Origin of the sequence: Falsiroseomonas sp. E2-1-a20 (assembly GCF_051433195.1) — a bacterium.
Taxonomy (GTDB): domain Bacteria; phylum Pseudomonadota; class Alphaproteobacteria; order Acetobacterales; family Acetobacteraceae; genus Falsiroseomonas.
Genome location: NZ_JBHMFT010000013.1, coordinates 155,065 through 177,780, shown reverse-complemented (window position 1 = coordinate 177,780; position 22,716 = coordinate 155,065). Strand labels below are relative to the sequence as shown.

The following is a 22,716-nucleotide window of genomic DNA, read 5'->3' as shown; positions in this document are numbered from 1 at the left end:
GGCCTGTGGAACTTATCTGCGGGCACACGCGGCGGCGTCTTTCCGCGCCGGACGCGTTGGGGTCAGTACGACGATGGAACCCCATCGCCGCCCCGCCCCCGCCTTTCAGGCACGAAAATCCACTCGCCGATTGCATCCCGGGCCAAGTGTCCACAGGCCCTCGGCCACCGATTTGCCGCAGGCGTTATTCCGCCTGCGGCGCGCGCTGCGCGCTCGACAGCACGCCCGGCGCCGCGCCACATTCCCGCCGCAAGCGTCCCAGCCTGACGTCCAGGGAGTGGCCCGATGGCCGAAATCAGCGTGAATGGCCAGCTCCGCAAGGTCGAGGTGGAGGGCGACACCCCGCTGCTCTGGGTGCTGCGCGACACGCTCGGCCTGACCGGTACCAAATACGGCTGCGGCATCGCGCAATGCGGCGCCTGCACGGTGCTGGTCGATGGCCAGGCGATGCGGTCCTGCCAGGTGCCGGTGGACAGCCTGGCCGGCCGCCGCGTCACCACCATCGAGGCGATCGAGGCCCACCCCATCGGCGCGCGGCTGGTCGCGGCCTGGGTGGCGCTGGACGTGCCGCAATGCGGCTACTGCCAGTCCGGCCAGCTGATGGCCGCGACCGCGCTGCTGCAGCAGACGCCGAGGCCGGAGGAGGCGGACATCGCCGCCGCCATGACCAATCTCTGCCGCTGCGGCACCTACAACATGATCGCCGCCGGCATCCGCCAGGCGGCGGATGCGGCATGAGGAGCGGGGAGATGGACCAGCCCCTTCTCGATGCGCTGCAATCCGGCTCACCGCTCAACCTCTCCCGCCGCGGCACCCTGGCCGGCGTGCTCGGCGGCGGGCTGCTGCTGGCGCTCGGCCTGCCGCAGCGCCCCGCGCGGGCCCAGGCGGCCGGCGGCCTCGCCCATGCCCGCAAGGTGCCGGCCTACCTGACCATCCGGCCGGATGGCCGCATCCTGCTGCAGAACCCCTTCGCCGAGGGCGGGCAGGGCATCCATACCGCGGTGGCGCAGATCGTGGCGGAGGAGCTGGACGCCGACCTCGCGGCCTTCGAGGTGACGGTGGCGCCGGCGGGCGCCGACTACCAGGTGCTGGCCAACGGCACCCGCCGCGTCACCGGCGGCAGCTTTTCCATCCGCAACACCTATGCGCATTTCCGCGTGCTGGGGGCGACGGCGCGGGCCATGCTGGTCGCCGCCGCTGCCCAGCGGCTCGGGGTGCCCGGCGCGGAGCTGACCACGGAGCCGGGCTTCGTGCTGCATGCCGCAACCGGGCGGAAGCTGCCCTATGGCGAGCTGGCGGAAGCCGCCGCCGCACTGCCCATCCCGGCCGACGCCGCGCCGAAATCCGGCCCCTTCCGCCTGATCGGTACGCCGGCCAAGCGCCTCGACACCCGCGCCAAGAGCACCGGGCAGGCGCAGTACGGCATCGATATCCGCCTCGACGGCATGTTGCAGGGCGCCGTGCTGCACGCCCCCCGCGCCGGCGCGGAGCCCGGCGAGGTGTTGAACGAGGCGGCGCTGCGGGCGATGCCCGGCGTGCATTCCGTGCACCGACTGCCCGGCGCCGTCGCCGTGCTGGCCGACAGCTTCTGGCGTGCCCGCCGCGCGGTCGAGGCCGCGACCGTCGCCTGGACCGCGCTCAGCGGCCAACCGGTGGTGGCGGAGGATTTTTCCTCCGCCGGTATGCTGGAGATGCTGCGCGAGCAGGCCGATGCGCCGGGCAATCCCGCCAGCGATGCCAGCGGCGACGCACCCGCCGCGCTGCGCGACGCGACGCGCGTGGTACAGGCGGATTACGACGCGCCCTACCTGGCCCACGCCCAGCTCGAGCCGCCCTCCGCCACCGTCCGCTTCAACGCCGACGGCACGTTGGATGTCTGGACGCCGAACCAGGCGCCGGAAGCCTTCGCCGCCATCGCGGCGCGGGAATCGGAGGTGGATGTGGCGAAGATCCGCATCCACACGCCGCTGCTCGGCGGCTTCTTCGGCCGGCACTTCACCTATGGCCGGCACCACCCGATGAACCAGGCCATCCGCCTGGCGCGCATGGTCCGCCGCCCGGTGAAGGTGATCTGGACGCGGGAGGAGGAATTTGCACGGGACGCCTACCGGCCCCTGAGCCTGGCGCGGCTGCGCGCCGGCCTCGACGCCAGCGGCCGGATCGTCGCCTTCCATGCGACGGTGCCGGGGGAGGGGCCGGTGGCCAAGCATTTCGGCACCTCCCGCCTCGGCACGCCGCCGGTCGATACCTCGGCGGTGGAGGGCGTGGCGTTCAAGCCCTACGCCATCCCGAACCGCCGGGTGGATTGGGTGCATGTGCCGCATCCGGTGAATATCGGCTTCTGGCGGTCCGTCGGCCATTCGATGAACGACTTCTTCTTCGAGGCCTTCCTGGACGAGGTGGCGGAGGCCGCGGGCGCCGATCCGCTGGCGTTCCGCCGCGCGCACCTTGCGCATTCGCCGCGGCACCTGGCGCTGCTCGATGCCGTCATGGACCTGTCCGGCGGCTGGCGGCGCGGACCGTATGAGGCGCCCGATGGCAGCCGCCGCGCCCGCGGCCTCGCCATGGCCTCCCCGTTCGGGTCGGAGGTCGCGACGGTGGCGGAGGTCTCGCTGCGGCAGGGGGAGGTGGTGGTGCACGCATTGTTCGTGGCGATCGACCCCGGCAGCATCGTCAACCCGGCCATCATCAAGGCGCAGGTCGAAAGCGCCGCCTGCATCGGCCTGTCCTCGGCCGCCTATGAGGAGATGGTCTTCGAGGGTGGCCGCCCTGTGGCGCGCAACTACGACGGCTATCGCATCCTGGCCCGCGCCGAGATGCCGCAGGTGCAGGTCCGCATCGTCGAATCCGGTGCGCCGATGGGCGGCGTGGGAGAGCCCGGCACGCCTGGTGTGCCGCCGGCTGTGGCCAACGCCGTCGCCGCACTGACCGGCCGGCGCATCCGCAGCCTGCCCTTCGCGAAGCAGCGCTTTGGCCAGGCGTGATCCGACAGGGGGTGGTTTGCGACGAATTCTGAACCATCTGTAATACATAAGCCGATCCTCTTGAGGATTGGCATGACGCTACGGACAGGATTGGGGACGACATGGCCATCACCCGCCGCGAGGAACAGCGCCTGCTCTCGCATGAGGAGCTTGAGAGCGTGGCGCCGACGCACCACCCGGAACTCGGCAACCTGCCGCCGGAGGAACTGCGCGCCCTGGCCTTCCGCCTGCGCGCCCACCACAAGCGCGCCCGCGACCTGATCCGGGAGGCGGCGCGGGCCCGTCGTGGCAAGGGCGAGGCGCGCGGCGCGGCCGGTTCGGCCGAGAAGCTGTCCCAGAAGAAGCAGGCCTTCGCGGCCGGGCTGCGCCGGGTCAACGCACAGTTCGCACGGCTGGAGGCCGAACAGCGCCGCGCCCGCAATACGGAGGCGCTGCGGGAGGCGCTGGCCCGGCGCCGCGCCGCCCGCCCGCACCACCCCCGGCCCGGCCGCCACGCCGGCGGCGGCATGCGCGACACCTCGGAGGACCGGGCGCATCCCGGCCCCGATCCCCGCGCGATCGGCAGCATCTCCCAGGCCACCCGGGTCAACCAGGCACGGCGCGACGGTTGAGGCGGTAGCCGCGGCGGCCCGGGGGCGGTATCCTGGGCCGAGACGAAACGTCCGGAGACAGCAAGAATGAATATCAGCCGCCGAATCCTGCTCGGCACCACGCTGGGCGCGCCCTTCGTCGCGACCCTTCCCGCCTCGGCGCAGGCGCAATGGCCGGCGCGGCCGGTGCGGGTGATCGTGCCGTGGCCGCCGGGCGGGTCCACCGACGTGCTGGCCCGCCTGGTGTGCGAGCAACTGTCGCAGAAACTCGGCCAGCCCTTCGTGGTGGAAAACCGCCCCGGCGCCGGTGGCAACATCGGCCACGACGCCATCGCGAAGTCCAACCCGGATGGCTACACCATGGGCCCGGTGACGGTCGGTGGCTGGTCGATCAACCAGTATCTGTACGCCCGGCTGCCCTACGACCCGGAGAAGGACATCTCGCCGATCTCCATGCACTGGGAACTGCCCAACGTGCTGGCGGTGCCGGCGGCGCATATCCCGGCGACGAACCTGCGGGACTTCGTGACCTGGGCCAAGGCGAAGCAGGGTGGCGTGAACTACGGCTCCCCCGGCGTCGGCACCACGCCGCACCTCTCGGGGTCCATGTTCACCAACCGGCTGGGGATCGAGGGCGTGCACGTGCCGTTCCGCGGCGCGGCGCAGACCATCCCGGCGCTGCTGGCGGGCGACATCAACTTCGCGCTCGACAACCTGGCCTCCTACGTCCCGATCATCGCCAGCGGGCAGATGCGGGCGCTCGCGGTGACCAGCGCGGAGCGTTGGCCGACCCTGCCGGACGTGCCGACCATGGCGGAAGCCGGCGTGCCGGATTTCGTCGTGACCTCCTGGTGCGCCATGGCCTTCCCGGCCGGCGTCCCGGCGGCCATCACGCAGCGTGCCTCCACCGCCATCAAGGAAGTGTCGGAAACGCGGGAGATGCAGGACCGCTTCCTGCGCACCGGCGCGCGCGCCATCTGGAGCACGCCGGAGGAGGCCAAGGCACGGGCGGAGCGGGAGCGGCCGATGTGGCGCGAGACGGTGCGGATCTCCGGCGCGCGGCTCGAATAGCCTTCGCCACCAGCTTGCCGCCAACCAGGGGCGCGTCGCATCCGCGGCGCGCCTTTTCTCTTGGGCTTTCGGCGCCGTGACCGCCCACTTCCCCGATTCAAAGATTTCCTGCTTGCAATCCTTCCTTCATGTGTCACGAACCCTTCGCCGCTGGATCAGCTCCGCGGTGTAAGCAAAGGGAGAGCATCCGGGATGCACAGGCGAGACTGGACGGACGTGATCGGCGGTTGCGTCCTGCTGTTGTTTGGCCTGTGGGTGTTCTGGCATGCACAGACACATTACGATTTTGGCCAGATGCGCCGGATGGGACCTGGGGCTTTTCCCGGCGCGCTCGGTCTACTTGTCACGATCTTCGGCCTTCTGATCCTGGTGCCGGCCTGGGTCCGACCCGGCGAACTGCCCATCCCCGCCGTCCGGCCGCTGCTCGCCATCATCGCCGGCGGCCTGTCCTTCGCCTTCCTGATCGAGCCTGCGGGCCTGGTGCCGGCCACTGTCGCATTGGTCGTCGTCGTGTCGCTGGCCGAGCAGGAACTGCGGTGGCTGCGCACCGCGGTCCTTGCCGTCGCCCTGTCCGCCATGGCGGTCCTCGTGTTCACCAAGGGTCTTGGCATTCCGGTGCCGGCCTTCCGGTGGTGGAGCCACTGACATGGAAGTCTTCGGCATGCTGGCGATGGGCTTCGCCACCGCCTTCTCCCCCGAGAACCTGTTCTACTGCTTCCTCGGCGTCTTCCTTGGCACCTTCATCGGCGTGCTGCCGGGCATCGGCGCGCTCGCCACCATCTCCATGCTGCTACCGCTCACCTTCCATGTGCCGGCGACCACCGCCATCATCATGCTGGCGGGCATCTACTACGGTGCCTCCTATGGCGGCTCCACCGCGTCGATCCTGCTGAACCTGCCGGGCACGCCATCGGCCGCGGTCGCCTGCCTCGATGGCTACCCGATGTCGAAGCAGGGCCGCGCCGGCGTCGCGCTTTTCATGACGACCATCGCGAGCTTCGTCGGCGCCAGCCTCGGCATCGTCATCCTGACGCTGTTCGCGCCGAAGCTGGCGGAGGTGGCGCTGGCCTTCGGGCCGGCGGACTATTTCGCCATGATGCTGCTCGGCCTGGTGGCGGCGGCGACCCTGGCGCAGGGCTCACCGGCCAAGGGCATCGCCATGGTGCTGTTCGGCCTCTGCCTCGGCATGGTCGGCACCGATGTGCAGACCGGCCAGCAGCGCTTCACCTTCGACATCCCCTATTTGTCGGACGGCATCAGCCTGGTGGCACTCGCCATGGGCCTGTTCGGCGTGGCGGAGGTGATCGGCAGCATCGGCCGCGTCACCACAGCGGAGGTCGCCGGGCAGAAGATCACCATGCGCTCGATGATGCCGAAGCGGGATGACTGGAAGCGGTCCTGGAAGCCGATGCTGCGCGGCACCGGAGTCGGCAGTTTCTTCGGCGCGCTGCCGGGGGCGGGCGGCACCATCGCGTCCTTCATGTCCTACGCGCTGGAGAAGCGGATCGCGAAGGATCCGTCGCGCTTCGGCAAGGGCGCGATCGAGGGGGTGACCGCGCCCGAATCGGCCAACAACGCCGCGGCGCAGACCGCCTTCATCCCCACCCTGACGCTCGGCATCCCGGGCGATGCGGTGATGGCGCTGATGCTGGGCGCGCTGATCATCCAGGGCATCCAGCCCGGCCCCCGGCTGATGACGGAATACCCCGAGCTGTTCTGGGGCCTGATCGCCAGCTTCTGGATCGGCAACATCCTGCTGGTGATCCTGAACATCCCGCTGATCGGGCTGTGGGTGCGGATGCTGCGGATTCCCTATTCCATCCTGTACCCGGCCATCCTGCTGTTCATCTGCATCGGCGTGTTCAGCATCAACAACAGCTACTTCGACGTGCTGCTGGTGATGTTCTTCGGCGTCGTCGGCTATGCCATGCTGAAGCTGAAGTTCGAGCCGGCGCCGCTGGTGCTCGGCTTCATCCTCGGGCCGCTGATGGAGGAACATCTGCGCCGCGCCATGCTGCTGTCGCGCGGCGACCTGGCGGTGTTCGTGGAGCGGCCGATCAGTGCCGGCTTCCTCGGCGCCACGGCGTTGCTGCTGCTTTGGGCGATCTATGCCACCATCCGCGGGCGCACCGCCGCGGCCCTGGCGATGCAGCGCGCCCAGACCGACGCCACCGCCAGCTGACGGATACCTGATGGACCATCTCATCGTGCCGCTGATCGCCTGGGTGGAGGCGCATGCGGCCTGGGCGCCCGCCTTCGCCTTCGCCATCGCCTTCATCGAATCGGTGCCGCTGATCGGGATCTTCCTGCCCGGCTCCGCGCTGCTGCTCGGCGTCGGGCTGCTGATCGGCAGCGGGGTGCTGCCGCCGGGGCCGATCCTGGCGGCGACCTTCGCCGGTGCGGTGGTGGGCGATGCGCTGGGCTTCTGGCTGTGCCGCTGGCTCGGGCCCGCCTTCGTGCGGCGCCACCTGCCGCGGCAATACCGGCGGATGTACGCGCGCGGCGTGCTGGCCTTCCGGCGCTGGGGGGTCTGGGCGGTGTTCATCGCCCGCTTCATCAGCCCGCTGCGCGCGGTGGCGCCGATCATCGCCGGCGTCACGCGGATGCGGCAATGGCACTTCCAGGTCGCCAACGTCACCTCCGCGGTGGTGTGGGCGCCGCTGCTGCTGATGCCGGGGGCGGCGGCGGGCTGGATCGCCACGGTGCTGGGGGACCGCGCCGACCCGCTGCTGCTGGTGCTGCTCGCCGTCGCGGCGCTCGGCGCCTGGCTGTCGCTGCGCGCGGTGTGGGTGCGCAGCGGCCAGCCGGGCTGAACCGCCGCGCGCCCGCGGTCAGCGGTCCTGCTGGTAGCCTACGTTGTGGGTGTTCTGGTTGATGTTCCCCTGGCGGCCCTGCTGGTCGATCTTGCGGTTCTTCGAATCGATGTTGTCCTGCGCCACGTCTTCCGGGATCGGGCTGCCGCCCGGCGTGGCGCCGCCCGCTTTGGAGCCACCGGCCGGGCTGCGGTTGGCGGGCGGAACCGGCGGGATCTTGGCGTTCGTCATGGCGCTTTTTCCTCCTGATGCCACGCCCTCAACGCGGCTGCATGGCAGGCGTTCGTTGCAGCCGCTGGCCTTCGGCGCGGCGGGGCGCCATACCAGGGCGGTGAACCTGTCCTCCGCCGCCGGGCGCCGCGCCGCCTGGATCAACAGCCTGCTGGTCGACCACGCCGCGCTGCGCATTCCGTGGCGCAACTGGGCGGTGGTGGAGGAAGGGCGGCTATACCGTTCCAATCACCCGCTGCCCTGGCAGCTGGCGGCGGCGCAGCGGCGCTTCGGCCTGCGCGCGGTGCTGAACCTGCGCGGCCATCGGCAGGATTGCGGGTCGGACGCGCTCGGCCGGGCACGGGCCGGGGAGCTCGGGCTGGTGCACGCGGATGCGCCCTTCGAAAGCCGCGGCGCACCGCACAAGGACCGCATCCTGCGGCTGGTGGAGCTGCTGCCGACGCTGCCGGAGCCGCTGCTGATCCACTGCAAATCCGGCGCCGACCGCACCGGGTTGATCGCCGGCATCTGGCTGCTGCTGCAGGGCCGCCCGGTGGAAGCGGCGCTGGATCAGCTGCACTGGCGCTTCGGCCATGTGGCCGCGAGCCGGACCGGCATCCTGGACGCCTTCTTCCGGGACTACGCCGCCTTTCAGGCGCAGCATGGGCCAAAGCCTTTCCTGGACTGGCTGCGCCAGGATTACGACGAGGCCGATCTGCGGGCGCGGTTCCAAAGCCGGCCCTGGGCCGACCGGCTTGTGGATGGGGTGTTGCGGCGGGAATAGCCGTTCAGTGCTGCGCGGAAAAATCCTCCAGCGCCGCCACGCCCCCCTTCGCCAGCACCGGGATGGCGCGCGCGATCCGCTCCACCTGCCAGTCCCACCATCCCAGCGCCACCAGCCGCGCCGCGTCCTCCTCGGAATAGCGCCGGCGCCGCACCGTGGCCGGGTTGCCGGCGGCCACCGCGTAGTCCGGCACGTCCCGCGTCACCACCGCCCGCGCGCCGATCACAGCGCCATGGCCGATGCGCACGCCGGGCATCACCAGCGCCTCCATCCCCACCCAGATGTCGTGCCCCAGCACCGTGTCGCCGGCGGCGCGCCAGGGATATTCCGCCAGCGGCAGCGCCATCTCAAAGGCGCCGCCCAGGATGCCGAAGGGGTAGGTGGAGGGCCCGCCGGTGGCGTGCATCGCATCGGGGAACATGAAGCGCGCGCCGGTCGCGATGGCGCAGAATTTGCCGATGACCAGCCGCGCGCCCGAGGCACCGAAATTGTACAGCAGGTTGCGGCGGAAGAAGTCCTTCGCGTGCAGCGGGTCGTCGTAATAGGTGAAGGCGCCGATTTCGCAGTTCGTGATGCCGGGCTGCGTCGCCAGCAGCGGCTTCAGGAACACCACGCGCGGCTTGTTGGCGATGGGGTGCAGCGCATCGGGGTCCGGCAGCCGCGCCGCCTCGGCCTTGGATCTCATGTCGCCGAAAACGCCTGCGTGCGGACCAGGCGCGCATACAGCCCGTCCTGTGCCATCAACCCGGCATGGTCGCCCTGTTCCACGGCGCGGCCGGCCTCCATCACCACGATCAGGTCGGCGTCGCGCACGGTGGACAGGCGATGCGCGATCACCAGCGTGGTGCGGCCCTCGCGCAGGCGGGCGAGCGCCTGCTGCACCAGCGCCTCGTTCTCCGCATCCAGCGCGCTGGTCGCCTCGTCCAGCAGCAGCACGCGCGGGTTGCGCAGCAGCGCGCGGGCCAGCGAGACGCGCTGGCGCTGGCCGCCCGACAGGCGGGAGCCCTGGTTGCCGAGCGGCGTGGCGTAGCCTTCCGGCAGGGCTGCGATGAAGTCATGCGCGGCCGCCGCGCGCGCCGCCTCCTCGACCTCCGCCTGCGTCGCACCCGGGCGGCCGCAGGCGATGTTGGCGAGGGCGGTATCGTCGAACAGCACGGCGTCCTGGCCGACATAGGCGATGGCGTCGCGCAGGCTGTCCAGCGTCACGCCGCGGATGTCGGCGCCATCGATCAGGATGCGCCCCGCCGTCACCTCGTACAGCCGCGGCACCAGCGCGAGCGCGGTGGATTTGCCGGCACCGGAAGGCCCGACCAGCGCCACGGTGCGGCCGGGCCTGGCCGCGAAGTTCAACCCGGACAGCGCCGCATCCGGCACGCCCTCATAGGCGAAGCCGACATCCTCGAAGACCACGCTGCCCTCGCCCGGCGGCAGCTTCACCGCATCCGGCGCGTCGACGATGCGCGGCTTCTCGTCCACCACGCCGAACACCCGTGAAAGGCCCGCCAGCCCCTCCTGCAACGCCGCGTTCAGGCTGCCGAGCGCCCGCGCCGGCCGCGCCGCGATCAGCAGCGCCGCGACGAATCCGGTGAAGTCGCCGATGGTGCCGAGCCCGGTCGAGACGCGCCAGCCGACGAAGCCCAGCACCGCGGCGACGGCGATGCCGCCCAGCGCCTCCAGCACCGGGTCGAGCCGGGCGCGGGAGCGCTGGATCGACAACTGGCTGTCGCGCAGCCGGGCGAAGGCGTTGGCGGCGCGGGCTTCCTCCGCCGCCTCCAGCCGGTAGGCGCGCACCACGCGGGCGGCGGAAAAACTCTCCACCAGCAGCGAGGCGGTCTCCCCCACCCGGTCCTGCATGCCGGCGGAGGCGCGGCGGATGCGCTTGCCGATGCGCAGGATCGGCACGGCGGCGATGGGATAGAGAAGGGAGGACAGCAGCGCCATCTTCCAGTCCATCCACAGCATGGAGCCCACCAAGCCGATCACCGTCAGCACGTCGCCGACGCCGCTCATCGCCTTGGTCAGCGCCTCCCGGATCAGGGCGGCATCGGCGGTGAAGCGGGCGGCGTGCCGCGCCGGCGCCTCCCGCGCCACGCTCGCGAGGTCGGCGCGGGTCAGGGCGTGGAACAGGTCGCGTTGCAGCTGCGCGATGACGCTGAGCACCACCATCTGCGTCGCCACCGCCTGGCCGTACATGGTCAGGGCGCGGGCGAGGGTGACGGCGATGATGATCGGCGGCAGCGCCCAGACGACGCCGGGATTGCCCTCCGCGAACAGGTTGAAGGCCTGCTGGATGATCAGCGGGTACAGCGCCGTGGTGGCGGCGACGCCGAGGGTGCAGATCGCGGCCAGCACCAGGCCCCGCCGGTGCTGCCGGACATGGTCGCGCCACAGCCGGCGGATCAGCGGGAGGGAGGCGGCATCGAAGGCGGGGCGGGCCATGCCGCGCGTGTAGAGCAGGCGGGCCGCGAGGGCGAGGGGTTGCGGCGGCGTCGATCCGGTGGTAGTTCTTCTTTCGTTCCGGTTCTGCCGAGGCGTCAGGGTCTCGCGGCGGTGCCTTCCGGGGCGGCGGTCCCGTCCGCCGTCCCGGCTTCGCGCAGCCGCAGGCGCGCTTCCGCCAGCAACTCCGCCGCGTCGGCGGTACAATCCCCGGCCAACCAGGTCTCGCGCAGCGCGGCCAGCAGCCGGCCCATCGCCGGGCCGGGCGGGATGCCGAGCGCCAGCAGGTCGCGGCCCTGCAGGGGAAATTCGGGCTCGGCATCGCCGGGTGAAACCTGCTCCCGCAGCGCGGCCCAGCCCTCGCCGCCCTGCCGCGCCTCCGCCACCCAGAGCGGTTCCGTGGGCATGACATGGCGCGAGGCCGCGCGCACGGTGGCGCGCCAGGCACGGAAATGGAAGCCGCTCTGCTCATCGCCGGGCTGCGGCGCGGAGTCGGTGTGCCGCAGCACCCGCAGCCGTTCCCGCTCCTCCCCCGAAAGCCGCAGCCGGGTGGCGAGCGCCCCGGCATCGGCGGTCTCGGGCAGCAGCACGGCCAGCCGCAGCAGCGGTTCCGCCGGCAGGCTGCGCGGCAGCATGCGGATCAGGACGTCCGGCGCCGCACCCTCCGGCAGCACCGCCGCCAGCAGGCCCACCTGGTGCATCAGCACCAGCGCCCCGCCGGGATCGGGCGCGGCCAGCAGGCGCTTCAGCTCCATCCAGATCCGCTCCGGCGCGATCCGCGCCCGCAGCCCCGGCACCGCATCCCGGATCGCCGCCAGCGCCGCCGCATCCGGCGCGCCCTGGCCGTAGCGGGCCCAGAAGCGGAAGAAGCGCAGCGCGCGGAGGTAGTCCTCGGCCAGCCGCGTCGCCGGGTCGCCGACGAAGCGCACCCGGCCGGCCGCGAGGTCGGCGCGGCCACCGAAGTAATCCCAGATCTGGCCGGCCGCATCCATGGACATGGCGTTGAACGAAAAATCGCGCCGCGCCGCGTCCTGCCGCCAATCGGTGGTCCAGGCGACCTCGGCATGGCGGCCATCGGTCACCAGGTCGCGCCGCAGCGCCGTGACCTCCACCGGCTGGCGCGCCAGCACGGCGGTGACGGTGCCATGCGCGAGGCCGGTCTCGAACACCCGCAGCCCGGCGTCGCGCAGGCGCTGCGCGATCTGCTCCGGCGGCAGCGGCGCGGCCACGTCCACGTCATGCACCGGCCGCCGCGCCAGCGCATCGCGCACGCAGCCGCCGACGGCCCGCGCACCCGGCAGGGCGGCCAGCACCGCGGCAGGCGCGGCGTCGCGCAGAAATTCCGGCGGGTCGATGCGATCCTGCGGCGGGTCGCCGTCCGTCACCGTGTCGGCACCATCCGCGAGGGCTGCACCCGGCCATCCGGCCCCAGGCTCGGCGGGACATAGACCGAGGTGGCGGCATCGCCCTGCGACAGCCGCACCCAGACCCCGAGCCCGGCAACCAGCAGCAGCCCGGCCGCCAGCGCCGCCAGCAGCACGGGCGAGGGCCGCCGCGGGTCCGGGCCGAATTGCCGCCAGGCCAGCCAGGCCAGGGAGGGCAGCAGGATGAGCAGCGCGGCGATGAGGTAGGGCATGTGGATGATATAGACGTGGCGCGCCGAAGCGGCACCCGTCTCAATCGCGCAGCACGCGGGCCAGATTCACCAAAATGGTGGCGGTGGCGCCCCAGATCAGGTGGTCGTCATGCGGCCAGACCCAGTAGTCCCGCATCCGGCCGCGCCATTCGGTGCTGCGCCGCATCGGCGCCGCCGGGTCCATCAGCACGGACAGCGGCAATTCGAAGATCGCCTGCACCTCGGAGGGGTCCGGCGTCAGGTTGAAGGGCGGGTCGAGGAAGGCCACCACCGGGGTCACGCGGTAGCCGGTGCCGGTCATGTGGTCCGGCAGCGTGCCGCGGATGCGCGGCAGGCGCGGGTCCAGCCCGACCTCCTCCGCCGCCTCGCGCAGCGCCGCGGCCTCGGCGGTCTCGCCCGGCTCGATCCGGCCGCCGGGGAAGGCGACCTGCCCGGCATGGGAGGACAGGCGGCTGGACCGCAGGGTCAGCAGCACGCCGGGGGTATTGGAATGCCAAGTGATCGGCACCAGCACCGCCGCCGGCACCGGCCCGCCCGGCCGTTCCGCGGCCAGCCAGTGTTCCGCATCGTCGGAGGCGGTGGCGCCGGCGCGTGCCATCACCGCCGGGTCGGCCAGCCGGGCCGCGATCTCCTGCCGGCTGGGAAGGGACAGGCTCATCGGTGGCGTCGCGCGATCACTCCGCCGCCTGGCAATGCGCCGCGGGGGTCTCGTCGATCGGGAAGAACACGCCCTGCGACCAGACGCCGAGCACCGACCGGCCCTCGACCGTTTCCGGTTCGGCCAGCGCCACCAGTTCGTAGAACACCGCGCGGTTGATGCGGGCCTCGAGCCCCGGGCGCACCGTGACATAGGGCCGCGGCTCCCGCGTACGCGGGTCGATGGCCACCCGGATGGGATGGTCCGCATCGGCGGTCACCATCTCGTCCAGGTTGGTCCGGAAGGTCAGGCACTGCCGCGGTTCCGGGGTGGGGGCGAAGGGGTCGGCGCAGGTGCGCCACCACATCTCGACCGCCACGAAGGGCGCGTCCTCCACCTCGATCCGGCCGCGCTCCACCGGCGTCTCCAGCCAGAAGCTGCCATCGGCCTCCCGCTTCAGGACGGAGGCGAACAGGCAGACCAGCTCCTTCCGGCCGATCGGGCTGCCGCGGTAGTGCCAGCTGCCATCCTTGGCGATCCGCATCGAGAATTCGCCGCAATCATGTCTGAGCGGCGGCATCCGGGCCTTGGCGGGACCCGATTTCTGAGAATCGGTCTTGCTCATGCGGGACATTGGCGCCTGGACCGGCAAGCCTCCGGCCACCCGCGCTCCGTCGGGTCGTGCTTCGCTCATCCGCCCTTCCGCACCCCCAGCTTGTGCCGCGGGCCAATCGGCCCGGGCTGCCTCTCCGCCGCTCGCGGCATCTTACACTTTGATGCACTGCGATGTGGCATCCGGGATGGGCGGCGTGGATACTCTGCCCATATCGGATGTGACGCATATAGGGAGCCCGACCCGCATGGTGGAAGTAGCGGACAGCGCCGAGGCGGAAACTCTGCTCGCCGAGGCCGATTCCCTGGCCTCGCGGCTGGCGCGGGTGCGCGAAGGTGTCGGCCGTGTCATCTTCGGGCAGGAAACGGTGGTGGAGCGCACGCTCATCACCCTGCTGTCGGGCGGCCACCTGCTGCTGGTCGGCGTGCCCGGCCTCGGCAAGACCAAGCTGGTGGAGACGCTGGGCACCGTGCTCGGCCTCGATGCCCGCCGGGTGCAGTTCACGCCCGACCTGATGCCCTCCGACATCCTGGGGTCGGAGGTGCTGGAGGAGGATGCGCATGGCAAGCGCAGCTTCCGCTTCATCAAGGGGCCGATCTTCTGCCAGTTGCTGATGGCGGACGAAATCAACCGCGCCTCCCCGCGCACCCAATCGGCGCTGCTGCAGGCGATGCAGGAGCAGAAGGTGGCCATCGCAGGCGAGGTGCACGCCCTGCCGCTGCCCTTCCACGTGCTGGCGACGCAGAACCCGATCGAGCAGGAGGGCACCTACCCGCTGCCGGAAGCCCAGCTCGACCGCTTCCTGCTGGAGATCGACGTCACCTACCCCGACCTCGCCGCGGAACGCGCGATGCTGCTGGCGACCACCGGGGCGCGGGAGGCGAAGGCGGCCCCGGCGATGACCGGGCAGGAACTCGCCGCCGCGCAATTGCTGATCCGCCGGCTGCCGGTGGGCGAGCAGGTGCTGGAGGCGATTCTCCGCCTGGTGCGCAGCGCCCGGCCCGAGACGACCGAGATCGAGGATGTGCGCCGCCACCTGGCCTATGGCCCCGGCCCGCGCGCGGCCCAGGCGCTGATGCTGGCGACCCGGGCGCGGGCGGTGCTGGACGGGCGGCTTTCGCCGAGTGTCGAGGATGTGAAGGCGCTGGTGGAGCCGGTGCTGCGGCACCGCATGGCGCTGAACTTTTCCGCCCGCGCCGATGGCGTGCGGCTGGGCGAGGTGCTGGATGTGCTGAAGGCGCAGCTTGGTTAAGGCGCGCCTCACGGTTCCCTGGGCGGAACAGCTCGGCGCCCGGCTGCCGCCGCTTCTGGTGCAGGCCGAACGGGTCGCCGCCACGGTGATGCCGGGGGTGCATGGCCGCCGCCGCTCCGGCCCCGGCGAGGCCTTCTGGCAGTTCCGGCCCTACGTCGCCGGCGACCAGGTCAACCGGATCGACTGGCGGCAATCCGGCAAGTCGGACCGGCTGTTCATCCGTGAGACCGAATGGGAATCGGCGCAGACCGTGGCGCTGTGGCGTGCCGCGGATGCCGGCATGGCCTGGCGCAGCAACCGCGACCTGCCGGAGAAGGGCATGCGCGCCGAATTGCTTCTGCTGGCCCTGGCCGCGCTGCTGCTGCGCGGCGGGGAAAGGGTGCGGCTGTTCGGCCTGCCGCGCCCCTATGCCGGCCGCGGCGCCCTGCCGCAGATCGCCGATGGCATGGCCGGAATCGCGCCGAGGCCGGAGGATCCGCGCATCGCGCGCCACGCCCGCGCCGTGCTGTTCGGCGATTTCTGGGATCCGCTGGAGGAGACGCGCCGCGCCATCAGCCGTCTGGCGGGGCAGGGGGTGCGGGGCCATCTGCTGCAGGTGATCGACCCCGCGGAGGAAACCCTGCCCTATGCCGGGCGTATCCGCTTCGAAGGGGTGACCGCGGGGCTGGAGGGCGCGCTGGTGCCTCGGGTGGAAGCTGTGCGGCCGATCTATGCCGAGCGTGTCGCCCGGCACCGGGAAGGCCTCGCCGCGCTGGCCGCCGCCGCCGGCTGGACCTTTGCAAGCCACCGCACCGACCAGCCGCCGGAAGCGGCACTGCTGGCGCTGCACCAGCGATTGGCGCCGGGATGAGCCCATGCTGACCTTGGGCGCCCTGACCTTCGCCGCCCCCTGGCTGCTGCTGGCGCTGCCGGCGTTGCCGGTGCTGTGGTGGCTGCTGCGGATCACGCCGCCGGCGCCGAAGCGGCAGGATTTCCCGGCGCTGCGCCTGCTGCGGGACATGCCGGCGCCGGAGGAAACCCCGGCCCGCACGCCCTGGTGGCTGCTGGCGCTGCGACTGGCGGCGGCCGCCCTGATGATCCTCGGCCTGGCACGGCCGATCTGGGGGCCGGGGACCGGCGCGGGTGGCGACGGGCCGCTGCTGATCGCGATCGACGATGGCTGGGCCGCCGCCGCCGACTGGCCGGACCGCATGGCCGCCGCCGAGGCGGAACTGGATGCCGCCGCGCGCGAAGGCCGCCGCACCGCCCTGCTGCTGACCGCCCCCCCGGCGCTGCCCGACGCGCCGCGCATCACCGGCCTGATGCCGGCCGAGGAGTTGCGCGGCCGGCTGGTGGCGCTGCGCCCGAAGCCCTGGGCTCCGGACCGCGCCGCGGCGCAGGCCGCGCTGGCCGCCTGGCGCACGCAGCACCCCGGCGGCTTCGGCGCGCTGTATGTCGCGGACGGGATCGAGCATGTGGAGGCCGACGCCTTCCGCCCCCTGGCCGAGGCGCTGGCCGCCGGCGGCGCGCTGACCGTGGCGCGCAGCGAGGGTCGCCCCACCCGCCTGCTGCCGCCGCCGCGCGCCGAGGCCGACCAGCTTGTCATCGCGCTGCGCACCACGCCCCTTCCAGTTGCGTCGGAAGCCGTGGTGCTGGCGCGGACCGGCGATGGCCGCACCCTGGCCCGCGCCGCCATCCCGGTGCCGGCCGGCGCGACCGAGGCCGAGGCGGCGCTGCCCCTGCCGATCGAGATCCGCAACCAGGTGGTGCGCCTCGATCTCGACGGCGTCGCCGGCGCCAATGCCACGGTGCTGCTGGACGAGCGCTTCCGGCGCCGGCCCGTCGGCCTGATCGCCGGCGGCGAGGCGACCGCCGCCGACGTGCCGCTGATCGGCGAGCTGTTCTACCTGGACCGCGCTTTGGCGCCGCATGCCGAACTGCGTCGCGGCAGCGTCGACGAATTGCTGGCGCGGCGTCTCTCCGTGCTGGTCCTGGCCGACCGGCCGGTGGATCCGGGCTCGGAGCGGGACCAGCTGATCGCCTGGATCGAGGCCGGCGGCACGCTGATCCGCTTCGCCGGGCCGCGACTGGCGGAAAGCCCGGACGGCCTGCTGCCGGTGCCGCTGCGCGCCGGGGAACGGCAACTGGGTGGCGCGCTGTCCTGGGAACGACCGCAGGCGCTGGCGCCCTTCCCCGATGGCTCGCCCTTCCAGGGCCTGCTGCCGCCGCCGGAGGTGACCGTGGAACGCCAGGTGCTGGCGACGCCCTCGGCGCAGCTCAGTGGCCGGACCTGGGCGCGGCTGGCCGATGGCACGCCGCTGGTGACCTGGGAGACCCGCGGCGCCGGGCGGATCGTGATGTTCCACGTCACCGCCAATGCCGAATGGTCCAGCCTGCCGCTGTCCGGCCTGTTCGTGGACATGCTGCGCCGGCTGGTCGCGCTGTCCGCCGGGGTCGCCGGCAACGAGGGAGAGGCGCCGCTGGCCCCGATGGAAACGCTGGATGGCTTCGGCCAGCTCGGCCCGCCGCCACCGGGCGCGCAGCCGGTCTCCGCCGCGCGCGTGGAGGCCGAGGCGCCTTCGCCGCAGCATCCGCCCGGCTGGTATGGCAGCGGGCGGGGCGGCGAGGCGGCGCATCGCCGCGCGCTGAACCTGGGCGCCGGCGTGCCCGCGCCACGCCCGGCCGCGGCGCTGCCGCCGGGCACCGCCGTGCGCGCCATCGGCGGCGTGCCGGCGGAACGCGACCTCGGCCCCTGGCTGCTGGCGGCGGCGATGCTGCTGCTGGTGGTGGACCTGCTGCTGTCGCTGCTGCTGCGCGGCGTGTTGGCGCGGCCGCGGAAAGCACTGGCGGGGGCGGTGCTGCTCGGGCTGGTCGCCACGACCCCGGCCCTCGCACAGGATGGCGGCGAGGCGCTGGCGACGCGGCTGGGCTACGTCGTCACCGGCGATGCGCAGGTGGACGAGGTCAGCCGCGCCGGCCTGGTTGGCCTGTCCGATTTCGTCAACCGCCGCACCGCCGCGGCGCTGGCCGAACCGGTCGGCGTGCAGCCGGGGCAGGACGATCTTTCGTTCTTTCCGCTGCTGTACTGGCCGGTGACGGGCGAGTCCGCGCAACCCGGCGCCAATGCTGTGGCCGCGCTGAACGGCTTCATGCGCAATGGCGGCATCATCCTGTTCGACACCCGCGACGAGGGCTCGGGCGAGGGCTACGCGCCGGGTTCGCGCGCCGCCCTGCGCCGGCTGACGCGGGACCTCACCGTGCCACCGCTGGCGCCGGTGCCGGAGGATCACGTGCTGAAGCGCGCCTTCTACCTGCTGCCCGAACTGCCGGGCCGCTTCGCCGGCGGCACGGTCTGGGTGGCCCGCGACCAGGACCGGGCGAATGACAGCGTCAGCCCCGTCATCATCGGCGGGCATGACTGGGCCTCCGCCTGGGCCATCGATGCGCGCGGCAACAACCCCTATGCGGCGATCCCCGGCGGCACCCGGCAGCGCGTCCTGGCCTACCGCTTCGGCACCAACCTCGTGATGTACGCGCTGACCGGCAACTACAAGGGCGACCAGGTGCATGTGCCGGCCATCCTCGAACGGCTGGGGAATTAGCCCGTGAACCAGGCCCTCGCCGGGATTGATTTTGCGCCTGTCATCCCACTTTGGCTGCTGGCCGGGCTCGGCATCCTGGCCGGGCTCGCCCTGCTGCCCGCCGTGCTGCGCTGGCAGGCTGAAGCCGGTGGCGCACGGCGTTGGCAACCGGCGCGCGGCGCCTGGTTCCGGGCGCTCGCCTTCGCCGCGCTGCTGCTGGCGCTGGCCAATCCGCGCCTGGTGGAAGAAACACGGGCGACGCGGCCGGATATCGCCTTGCTGGTGGTGGACCGCAGCGACAGCGCCGGCCTGAACGCCCGCCCCACCCAGATCACCGCCGCCCGCGACGAGATCGAGGCCCGCGCCCGCCGCCTGCCGGACCTTGAACTGCGCACCGTGGAAGTCCCGGAAGGCGGCAACCAGGGCACCCGGCTCCATACCGCCATGGAACGCGCCTTGGCCGACATCCCGCGCGCCCGCCTCGCCGGCGTGATGGCGCTGAGCGACGGCCAGGTGCACGACCTGCCGGAGGCCCCGGCGCTCGACGCGCCCTTCCATCTGCTGCTGCCGGGCGCGGAGGGCGAGGTGGATCGCCGCATCCGCATCATCGAGGCGCCGGGCTTCGGCATCGTCGGCCGGCCGGTCGAACTGCGCGTGGTGGTCGAGGATCTCGGCGCGCCGGCCGATGCGGGTGGCGCCGCCCGCCTGACCATCCGCCGCGACGGCCAGCCGCCGCGCGTCGAATCGGTGCCGGTCGGCCGCGAGCATCGCATTTCCGTGCCGATCGAGCGCGGCGGCCCGACCGTGGTGGAGATCACCGCGGAGACCCGTCCCGGGGAGGTCTCCGACCTCAACAACCGCAGCGTCGTCGCCATCAACGGCGTGCGGGACCGGCTGCGGGTGCTGCTGGTGAGCGGGGAGCCGCATGCCGGGCAGCGCACCTGGCGGCGGCTGCTGAAGGCCGATCCGAATGTCGACCTGGTGCACTTCACCATCCTGCGGCCGCCGGAAAAGGACGATTTGACGCCGCTGCACGAACTGGCGCTGATCGCCTTCCCGGTGCGCGAGCTGTTCCAGGTGAAGCTGCGCGAATTCGACCTGATCATCTTCGACCGCTTCGGCAATCGCGGCCTGCTGCCGCCCATCTATTTGCGCAACATTGCCGACTATGTGCGGGACGGCGGCGCGCTGTTGCTTTCGGTCGGGCCGGAATTCGCCGGGCCGACCAGCCTCGCCTCGACGCCACTCGGCCAGATCCTGCCGGCGCGACCGCCGACCGGCATGGGCGCGGCGCAGGCGGCGCTGCTGGAACAGCCGTTCCGGCCCTACGTCACCGAACTCGGCGCGCGGCATCCGGTGACGGAAAACCTGCCCGGCGCCAACAGCTTCACGCCGGAGGGCGCGGCGCTGGCCGACGCCACCTGGGGCCGCTGGTACCGCGCGCTGCGTGCCGATGCCCGCGCCGGCAGCACCGTGATGCAGGGCCCAGGCGGCGCGCCGCTGATGGTGCTGGACCGGGTGGGGGAGGGTCGCGTCGCCCTGGTGCTGTCCGACCATATCTGGCTGTGGTCGCGCGGCCATGATGGCGGCGGCCCGCAGCAGGAGTTGCTGCGCCGCATCGCGCACTGGACCATGAAGGAGCCGGAGCTGGAGGAGGAGGACCTCACCGCCCGCATCGAGCACGGCTCGCTGACCGTGGTACGGCGCTCCCTGGAACCCGGCGCCGCGCCCGAGATCACCGTCACCGCGCCCGATGGCAGCCTGTCGCGCCACACGCCGGCGCAGCGCGGGTCGGGGCGCGCGGTGGTGGAGATGCCGGCGATGCAGGCGGGGGTCTGGCAGGCCGGCGACGGCCGTCGCACCGCCTTCGCCGCCGCCGACGCGCCGAACCCGATGGAGGTCGCCGACCTGCGCGCCGATGCCGCGCCGCTGCGCCCGCTGGTGGCGGCGACCGGCGGCGGCGTGCGCTGGCTGGGGGCGGAGGGCGTGCCGGCGGTGCCGGAACTGCGCCGCGTCGGCCTCGGCCGGGATGCGCAGGGGCCGGGCTGGATCGGCCTGCGCCGCAACGGCGACCACACCGTCACCGGCATCACCGCCCTGCCGCTGCTGCCGCCCTGGCTGGCGCTGCCGCTGGTGCTCGGCCTCGCCTTGCTGGCCTGGCGGCGCGAGGGGCGCTGAGCCGCGCGGGATGGTGAAGGGCGTCGCGCTGGACCGGCGCCGGCGAAGGCCCAACATGCTGCGACATGGCCCAGATGCTCCGCGCCCTCCCGTTGCTCGCCCTGCTTGCCGCCTGCGCCCAGGGGCCGACCCTGGACCAGCGGCTGTCCACCTTCGTCGGCCGCACGGAGGGCGACCTGGTCGCCGCCCTCGGCGTCCCGGTGCGGGTCCATGAGGCCGACGGCCGGCGCTTCCTGCTGTTCGAGCAGCGCCGCACCGTGCCGGTGGCGCCGCCGAGCCCCTTCCTCGGCTATGGCCCCGGCCCCTGGGGCCCCTCGCTGGGCTACTGGCCTTCGGTGCCGAGCGTGGCGGAGCTGCGCTGCGAGCAGACCTTCGCCATCCGCAACGGGCGGGTGGAGACCTTCACCTATCGCGGCGAGGGCTGCTGAGCCGCAATCCCCGCTCGCCGCCCTTCCTAGGGAGCGTGAAAATGCCTAGGGTCCGCGCCATGCGCCTCAATCGTCTCGCCCTGCTGGGCACCGTCCTGATCCTTCCGACCCTGCTCGCCCCCGCGGCGGTGCAGGCCCAGGGCATCGTCCGGCCGGCGGACCAGCCGACGGCACCCCGTGCCGCCGCCCCGGCCCTGCCGGGCCTGACCTCGCGCAATGCCCCGGCGCCGATCCCGCGGCAGACGCCCGGCAGCCTGGCGCCGAACGCCGCGCTGTTCGATGCGATCTCGCGCGGCGACATTGCCGCGGCGCGGGATGCGGTGGCGCGTGGTGCCAATATCGAGGCGCGCAACGCGCTCGGCCTGTCGCCGCTCGACGCCGCGGTGGACCAGGGGCGCAACGAGATCGCCTTCTACCTGCTGTCCGCCCGCGACCGCACCCGCAACCCGGCGGCAGCGCCGAGTGCCGAGGATGTCGCCGCCGGCCCGCGACCCTCCTTGAGCACGCCAACGGCCCGACCCGCCGCGCCGCGCGCACCGCTGCAGGCGCCGCCCGCCCTGGCCGCGACGCCGGCCGCAAGTGCCGTGGGCGCCCAGCTCTGGGCCGGCAATGGCGGCGCGCCGCGGCCTGAGATCGGCTTCCTCGGCTTCGATGCCGGGCGCCCGGCGGGGGCCACGCCCCCGGAGGCGCCTGCTGCGCCCGGGCGCCGCGTCCGCCGTTAAAGCTTTTGCAGGTCCTGCGTCCACGCTTCGGGGAGTCCGGCGCGCGTGCATCCCTGGTTCAGGCTGCCGGCCGGGCGCTGGCCAGCAACCATGACCCGGGCCCCTCTCTCGAGCTTCGCCAGCCCATCGATGGTCACCTCGCCGTGCCAGCCGGCGCCAAGGCGGCGCTGAGTATCGCAGAAGGTGCCGGGGATCCGGGCATGGCAGACCTGCTGACCCAGCGCATCGCGAGCCATGAAAGGACGGCCTGGATGCGGCGGGCGATGCTGAGTGAAGAAGCGCCCGCGTCGTGACCGGTTCCGGCGCGGAGGATCAAGCAGGTCCGGGCGTGCTCCGCGCCCCCAACCGCATCCCCTGGCCTCCCATCCTGTTCGGGACGGCGGCGCTTGCGGCGGTGGGGTTGGACTTCGTGCTGCCCGGGCCCGACTGGCTGCGCGCCCCGATCTGGGCGGCTCTGGGCTGGGCGGTGTTGCTTGCGGGGCTTGCGCTCGACATCGCGGCCATGGTGACGATGTCGCGTCATCGCGCGAACATCCTGCCGCACCGCGCTGCGACGGCGCTGGTCAGCACGGGACCCTTCGCCTGGTCGCGCAACCCGATCTACCTCGGCAACACCATGGCCATGACAGGCGCCGCGCTGGCCTTCGCCAATCCATGGTTCCTGCCCGCGGCGCTTCTGGCAGCGCTGGCGGTCACCCGCCTCGCCATCCGGCGGGAGGAGGCGCATCTGGCGGCGCTGTTCGGCGCGAGCTGGGATGCCTACAGCAAGCGCACCGCGCGATGGTTCGGCCGGGCATGACCC

The 22,716-nt window shown here is 72.6% G+C and carries 22 protein-coding genes; 15 read left to right on the top strand and 7 right to left on the bottom strand.

Annotated elements, in window-relative coordinates; translation table 11 throughout:
• Positions 1 to 285: 285 nt before the first annotated feature.
• From ACFHPP_RS17305 to ACFHPP_RS17275, 7 genes are all read left to right on the top strand, one after another.
• Positions 286 to 738 (top strand): (2Fe-2S)-binding protein, encoded by a 453-nt coding sequence (locus ACFHPP_RS17305; protein ID WP_437164487.1) that lies wholly within the window; start codon positions 286 to 288, stop codon positions 736 to 738.
• Positions 739 to 749: 11 nt separating this feature from the next.
• Positions 750 to 2,984, top strand: coding sequence for a molybdopterin cofactor-binding domain-containing protein (locus ACFHPP_RS17300; RefSeq protein ID WP_437164486.1), 2,235 nt, complete (start codon positions 750 to 752; stop codon positions 2,982 to 2,984).
• Positions 2,985 to 3,085: 101 nt separating this feature from the next.
• Positions 3,086 to 3,595, top strand: coding sequence for a hypothetical protein (locus tag ACFHPP_RS17295; RefSeq protein WP_437164485.1), 510 nt, complete (start codon positions 3,086 to 3,088; stop codon positions 3,593 to 3,595).
• Between the two features lie 66 nt (positions 3,596 to 3,661).
• Entirely contained in the window at positions 3,662 to 4,645 is a 984-nt protein-coding gene (locus ACFHPP_RS17290) for a Bug family tripartite tricarboxylate transporter substrate binding protein (protein WP_437164484.1), read from the top strand.
• Between the two features lie 192 nt (positions 4,646 to 4,837).
• Positions 4,838 to 5,290 carry a tripartite tricarboxylate transporter TctB family protein gene (locus ACFHPP_RS17285; RefSeq protein ID WP_437164483.1) on the top strand — a complete coding sequence of 151 codons (453 nt, stop codon included), beginning with the start codon at positions 4,838 to 4,840 and terminating at the stop codon, positions 5,288 to 5,290.
• Position 5,291: 1 nt separating this feature from the next.
• The gene (locus ACFHPP_RS17280; protein ID WP_437164482.1) at positions 5,292 to 6,827 is read left to right on the top strand and encodes a tripartite tricarboxylate transporter permease; all 1,536 of its coding nucleotides are present in this window, start codon (positions 5,292 to 5,294) and stop codon (positions 6,825 to 6,827) included.
• A gap of 10 nt (positions 6,828 to 6,837) precedes the next feature.
• The gene (locus tag ACFHPP_RS17275) at positions 6,838 to 7,458 is read left to right on the top strand and encodes a DedA family protein (RefSeq protein ID WP_437164481.1); all 621 of its coding nucleotides are present in this window, start codon (positions 6,838 to 6,840) and stop codon (positions 7,456 to 7,458) included.
• Positions 7,459 to 7,476: 18 nt separating this feature from the next.
• On the opposite strand, the gene ACFHPP_RS17270 is transcribed toward ACFHPP_RS17275, so the two are convergent.
• Entirely contained in the window at positions 7,477 to 7,689 is a 213-nt protein-coding gene (locus ACFHPP_RS17270; RefSeq protein ID WP_430670197.1) for a hypothetical protein, read from the bottom strand.
• 55 nt (positions 7,690 to 7,744) lie between these two features.
• Between ACFHPP_RS17270 and ACFHPP_RS17265 the strand changes: the two genes are divergently transcribed.
• Positions 7,745 to 8,452 carry a tyrosine-protein phosphatase gene (locus tag ACFHPP_RS17265; protein WP_437164480.1) on the top strand — a complete coding sequence of 236 codons (708 nt, stop codon included), beginning with the start codon at positions 7,745 to 7,747 and terminating at the stop codon, positions 8,450 to 8,452.
• A 4-nt stretch (positions 8,453 to 8,456) separates the two neighbouring features.
• Here ACFHPP_RS17265 and ACFHPP_RS17260 read toward each other — a convergent pair whose 3' ends face one another.
• The 6 genes from ACFHPP_RS17260 to ACFHPP_RS17235 form a co-directional block, all read right to left on the bottom strand.
• Complete coding sequence (locus ACFHPP_RS17260; RefSeq protein ID WP_437164479.1) at positions 8,457 to 9,137, bottom strand: CatB-related O-acetyltransferase; 681 nt, start codon at positions 9,135 to 9,137, stop codon at positions 8,457 to 8,459.
• Entirely contained in the window at positions 9,134 to 10,891 is a 1,758-nt protein-coding gene (locus ACFHPP_RS17255) for an ABC transporter ATP-binding protein (protein ID WP_437164478.1), read from the bottom strand. The genes ACFHPP_RS17260 and ACFHPP_RS17255 overlap by 4 nt, the downstream gene beginning before the upstream one ends.
• 95 nt (positions 10,892 to 10,986) lie before the next feature.
• Entirely contained in the window at positions 10,987 to 12,273 is a 1,287-nt protein-coding gene (locus ACFHPP_RS17250; protein ID WP_437164477.1) for a CCA tRNA nucleotidyltransferase, read from the bottom strand.
• Entirely contained in the window at positions 12,270 to 12,524 is a 255-nt protein-coding gene (locus ACFHPP_RS17245; protein ID WP_437164476.1) for a hypothetical protein, read from the bottom strand. Before ACFHPP_RS17245 ends, ACFHPP_RS17250 begins: the two co-directional genes overlap by 4 nt.
• A 40-nt stretch (positions 12,525 to 12,564) precedes the next feature.
• Positions 12,565 to 13,182 (bottom strand): NUDIX hydrolase, encoded by a 618-nt coding sequence (locus tag ACFHPP_RS17240; RefSeq protein ID WP_437164475.1) that lies wholly within the window; start codon positions 13,180 to 13,182, stop codon positions 12,565 to 12,567.
• Positions 13,183 to 13,198: 16 nt separating this feature from the next.
• A complete protein-coding gene (locus ACFHPP_RS17235) occupies positions 13,199 to 13,741 on the bottom strand; it encodes a DUF1285 domain-containing protein (protein WP_437164492.1) in 543 nt (180 codons plus the stop codon).
• A gap of 280 nt (positions 13,742 to 14,021) precedes the next feature.
• On the opposite strand from ACFHPP_RS17235, the gene ACFHPP_RS17230 reads away from it, so the two are divergent.
• From ACFHPP_RS17230 to ACFHPP_RS17200, 7 genes are all read left to right on the top strand, one after another.
• Positions 14,022 to 15,026 carry an AAA family ATPase gene (locus tag ACFHPP_RS17230; RefSeq protein ID WP_437164474.1) on the top strand — a complete coding sequence of 335 codons (1,005 nt, stop codon included), beginning with the start codon at positions 14,022 to 14,024 and terminating at the stop codon, positions 15,024 to 15,026.
• Positions 15,019 to 15,876 carry a DUF58 domain-containing protein gene (locus ACFHPP_RS17225; protein WP_437164473.1) on the top strand — a complete coding sequence of 286 codons (858 nt, stop codon included), beginning with the start codon at positions 15,019 to 15,021 and terminating at the stop codon, positions 15,874 to 15,876. Before ACFHPP_RS17230 ends, ACFHPP_RS17225 begins: the two co-directional genes overlap by 8 nt.
• A gap of 4 nt (positions 15,877 to 15,880) precedes the next feature.
• Positions 15,881 to 18,607 (top strand): DUF4159 domain-containing protein, encoded by a 2,727-nt coding sequence (locus ACFHPP_RS17220; RefSeq protein WP_437164472.1) that lies wholly within the window; start codon positions 15,881 to 15,883, stop codon positions 18,605 to 18,607.
• Positions 18,608 to 18,610: 3 nt separating this feature from the next.
• Entirely contained in the window at positions 18,611 to 20,764 is a 2,154-nt protein-coding gene (locus tag ACFHPP_RS17215; protein WP_437164471.1) for a hypothetical protein, read from the top strand.
• Between the two features lie 74 nt (positions 20,765 to 20,838).
• Positions 20,839 to 21,192: a hypothetical protein gene (locus ACFHPP_RS17210; protein WP_437164470.1), complete on the top strand. Its 354-nt coding sequence runs from the start codon at positions 20,839 to 20,841 to the stop codon at positions 21,190 to 21,192.
• Between the two features lie 59 nt (positions 21,193 to 21,251).
• Positions 21,252 to 21,914 carry a hypothetical protein gene (locus ACFHPP_RS17205; protein ID WP_437164469.1) on the top strand — a complete coding sequence of 221 codons (663 nt, stop codon included), beginning with the start codon at positions 21,252 to 21,254 and terminating at the stop codon, positions 21,912 to 21,914.
• 289 nt (positions 21,915 to 22,203) lie between these two features.
• Positions 22,204 to 22,713, top strand: a complete 510-nt coding sequence (locus ACFHPP_RS17200) for a methyltransferase family protein (protein ID WP_437164468.1) — start codon at positions 22,204 to 22,206, stop codon at positions 22,711 to 22,713.
• Positions 22,714 to 22,716: the final 3 nt, after the last annotated feature.

Bases quoted from the DNA above. Each gene is read 5' to 3' on its own strand.
- ACFHPP_RS17305 (WP_437164487.1), top strand. From the start codon at position 286: ATGGCCGAAATCAGCGTGAATGGCCAGCTCCGCAAGGTCGAGGTGGAG.
- ACFHPP_RS17300 (WP_437164486.1), top strand. From the start codon at position 750: ATGGACCAGCCCCTTCTCGATGCGCTGCAATCCGGCTCACCGCTCAAC.
- ACFHPP_RS17295 (WP_437164485.1), top strand. From the start codon at position 3,086: ATGGCCATCACCCGCCGCGAGGAACAGCGCCTGCTCTCGCATGAGGAG.
- ACFHPP_RS17290 (WP_437164484.1), top strand. From the start codon at position 3,662: ATGAATATCAGCCGCCGAATCCTGCTCGGCACCACGCTGGGCGCGCCC.
- ACFHPP_RS17285 (WP_437164483.1), top strand. From the start codon at position 4,838: ATGCACAGGCGAGACTGGACGGACGTGATCGGCGGTTGCGTCCTGCTG.
- ACFHPP_RS17280 (WP_437164482.1), top strand. From the start codon at position 5,292: ATGGAAGTCTTCGGCATGCTGGCGATGGGCTTCGCCACCGCCTTCTCC.
- ACFHPP_RS17275 (WP_437164481.1), top strand. From the start codon at position 6,838: ATGGACCATCTCATCGTGCCGCTGATCGCCTGGGTGGAGGCGCATGCG.
- ACFHPP_RS17270 (WP_430670197.1), bottom strand. From the start codon at position 7,689: ATGACGAACGCCAAGATCCCGCCGGTTCCGCCCGCCAACCGCAGCCCG.
- ACFHPP_RS17260 (WP_437164479.1), bottom strand. From the start codon at position 9,137: ATGAGATCCAAGGCCGAGGCGGCGCGGCTGCCGGACCCCGATGCGCTG.
- ACFHPP_RS17255 (WP_437164478.1), bottom strand. From the start codon at position 10,891: ATGGCCCGCCCCGCCTTCGATGCCGCCTCCCTCCCGCTGATCCGCCGG.
- ACFHPP_RS17245 (WP_437164476.1), bottom strand. From the start codon at position 12,524: ATGCCCTACCTCATCGCCGCGCTGCTCATCCTGCTGCCCTCCCTGGCC.
- ACFHPP_RS17240 (WP_437164475.1), bottom strand. From the start codon at position 13,182: ATGAGCCTGTCCCTTCCCAGCCGGCAGGAGATCGCGGCCCGGCTGGCC.
- ACFHPP_RS17235 (WP_437164492.1), bottom strand. From the start codon at position 13,741: ATGCCGCCGCTCAGACATGATTGCGGCGAATTCTCGATGCGGATCGCC.
- ACFHPP_RS17230 (WP_437164474.1), top strand. From the start codon at position 14,022: ATGGTGGAAGTAGCGGACAGCGCCGAGGCGGAAACTCTGCTCGCCGAG.
- ACFHPP_RS17220 (WP_437164472.1), top strand. From the start codon at position 15,881: ATGCTGACCTTGGGCGCCCTGACCTTCGCCGCCCCCTGGCTGCTGCTG.
- ACFHPP_RS17210 (WP_437164470.1), top strand. From the start codon at position 20,839: ATGCTCCGCGCCCTCCCGTTGCTCGCCCTGCTTGCCGCCTGCGCCCAG.
- ACFHPP_RS17205 (WP_437164469.1), top strand. From the start codon at position 21,252: ATGCGCCTCAATCGTCTCGCCCTGCTGGGCACCGTCCTGATCCTTCCG.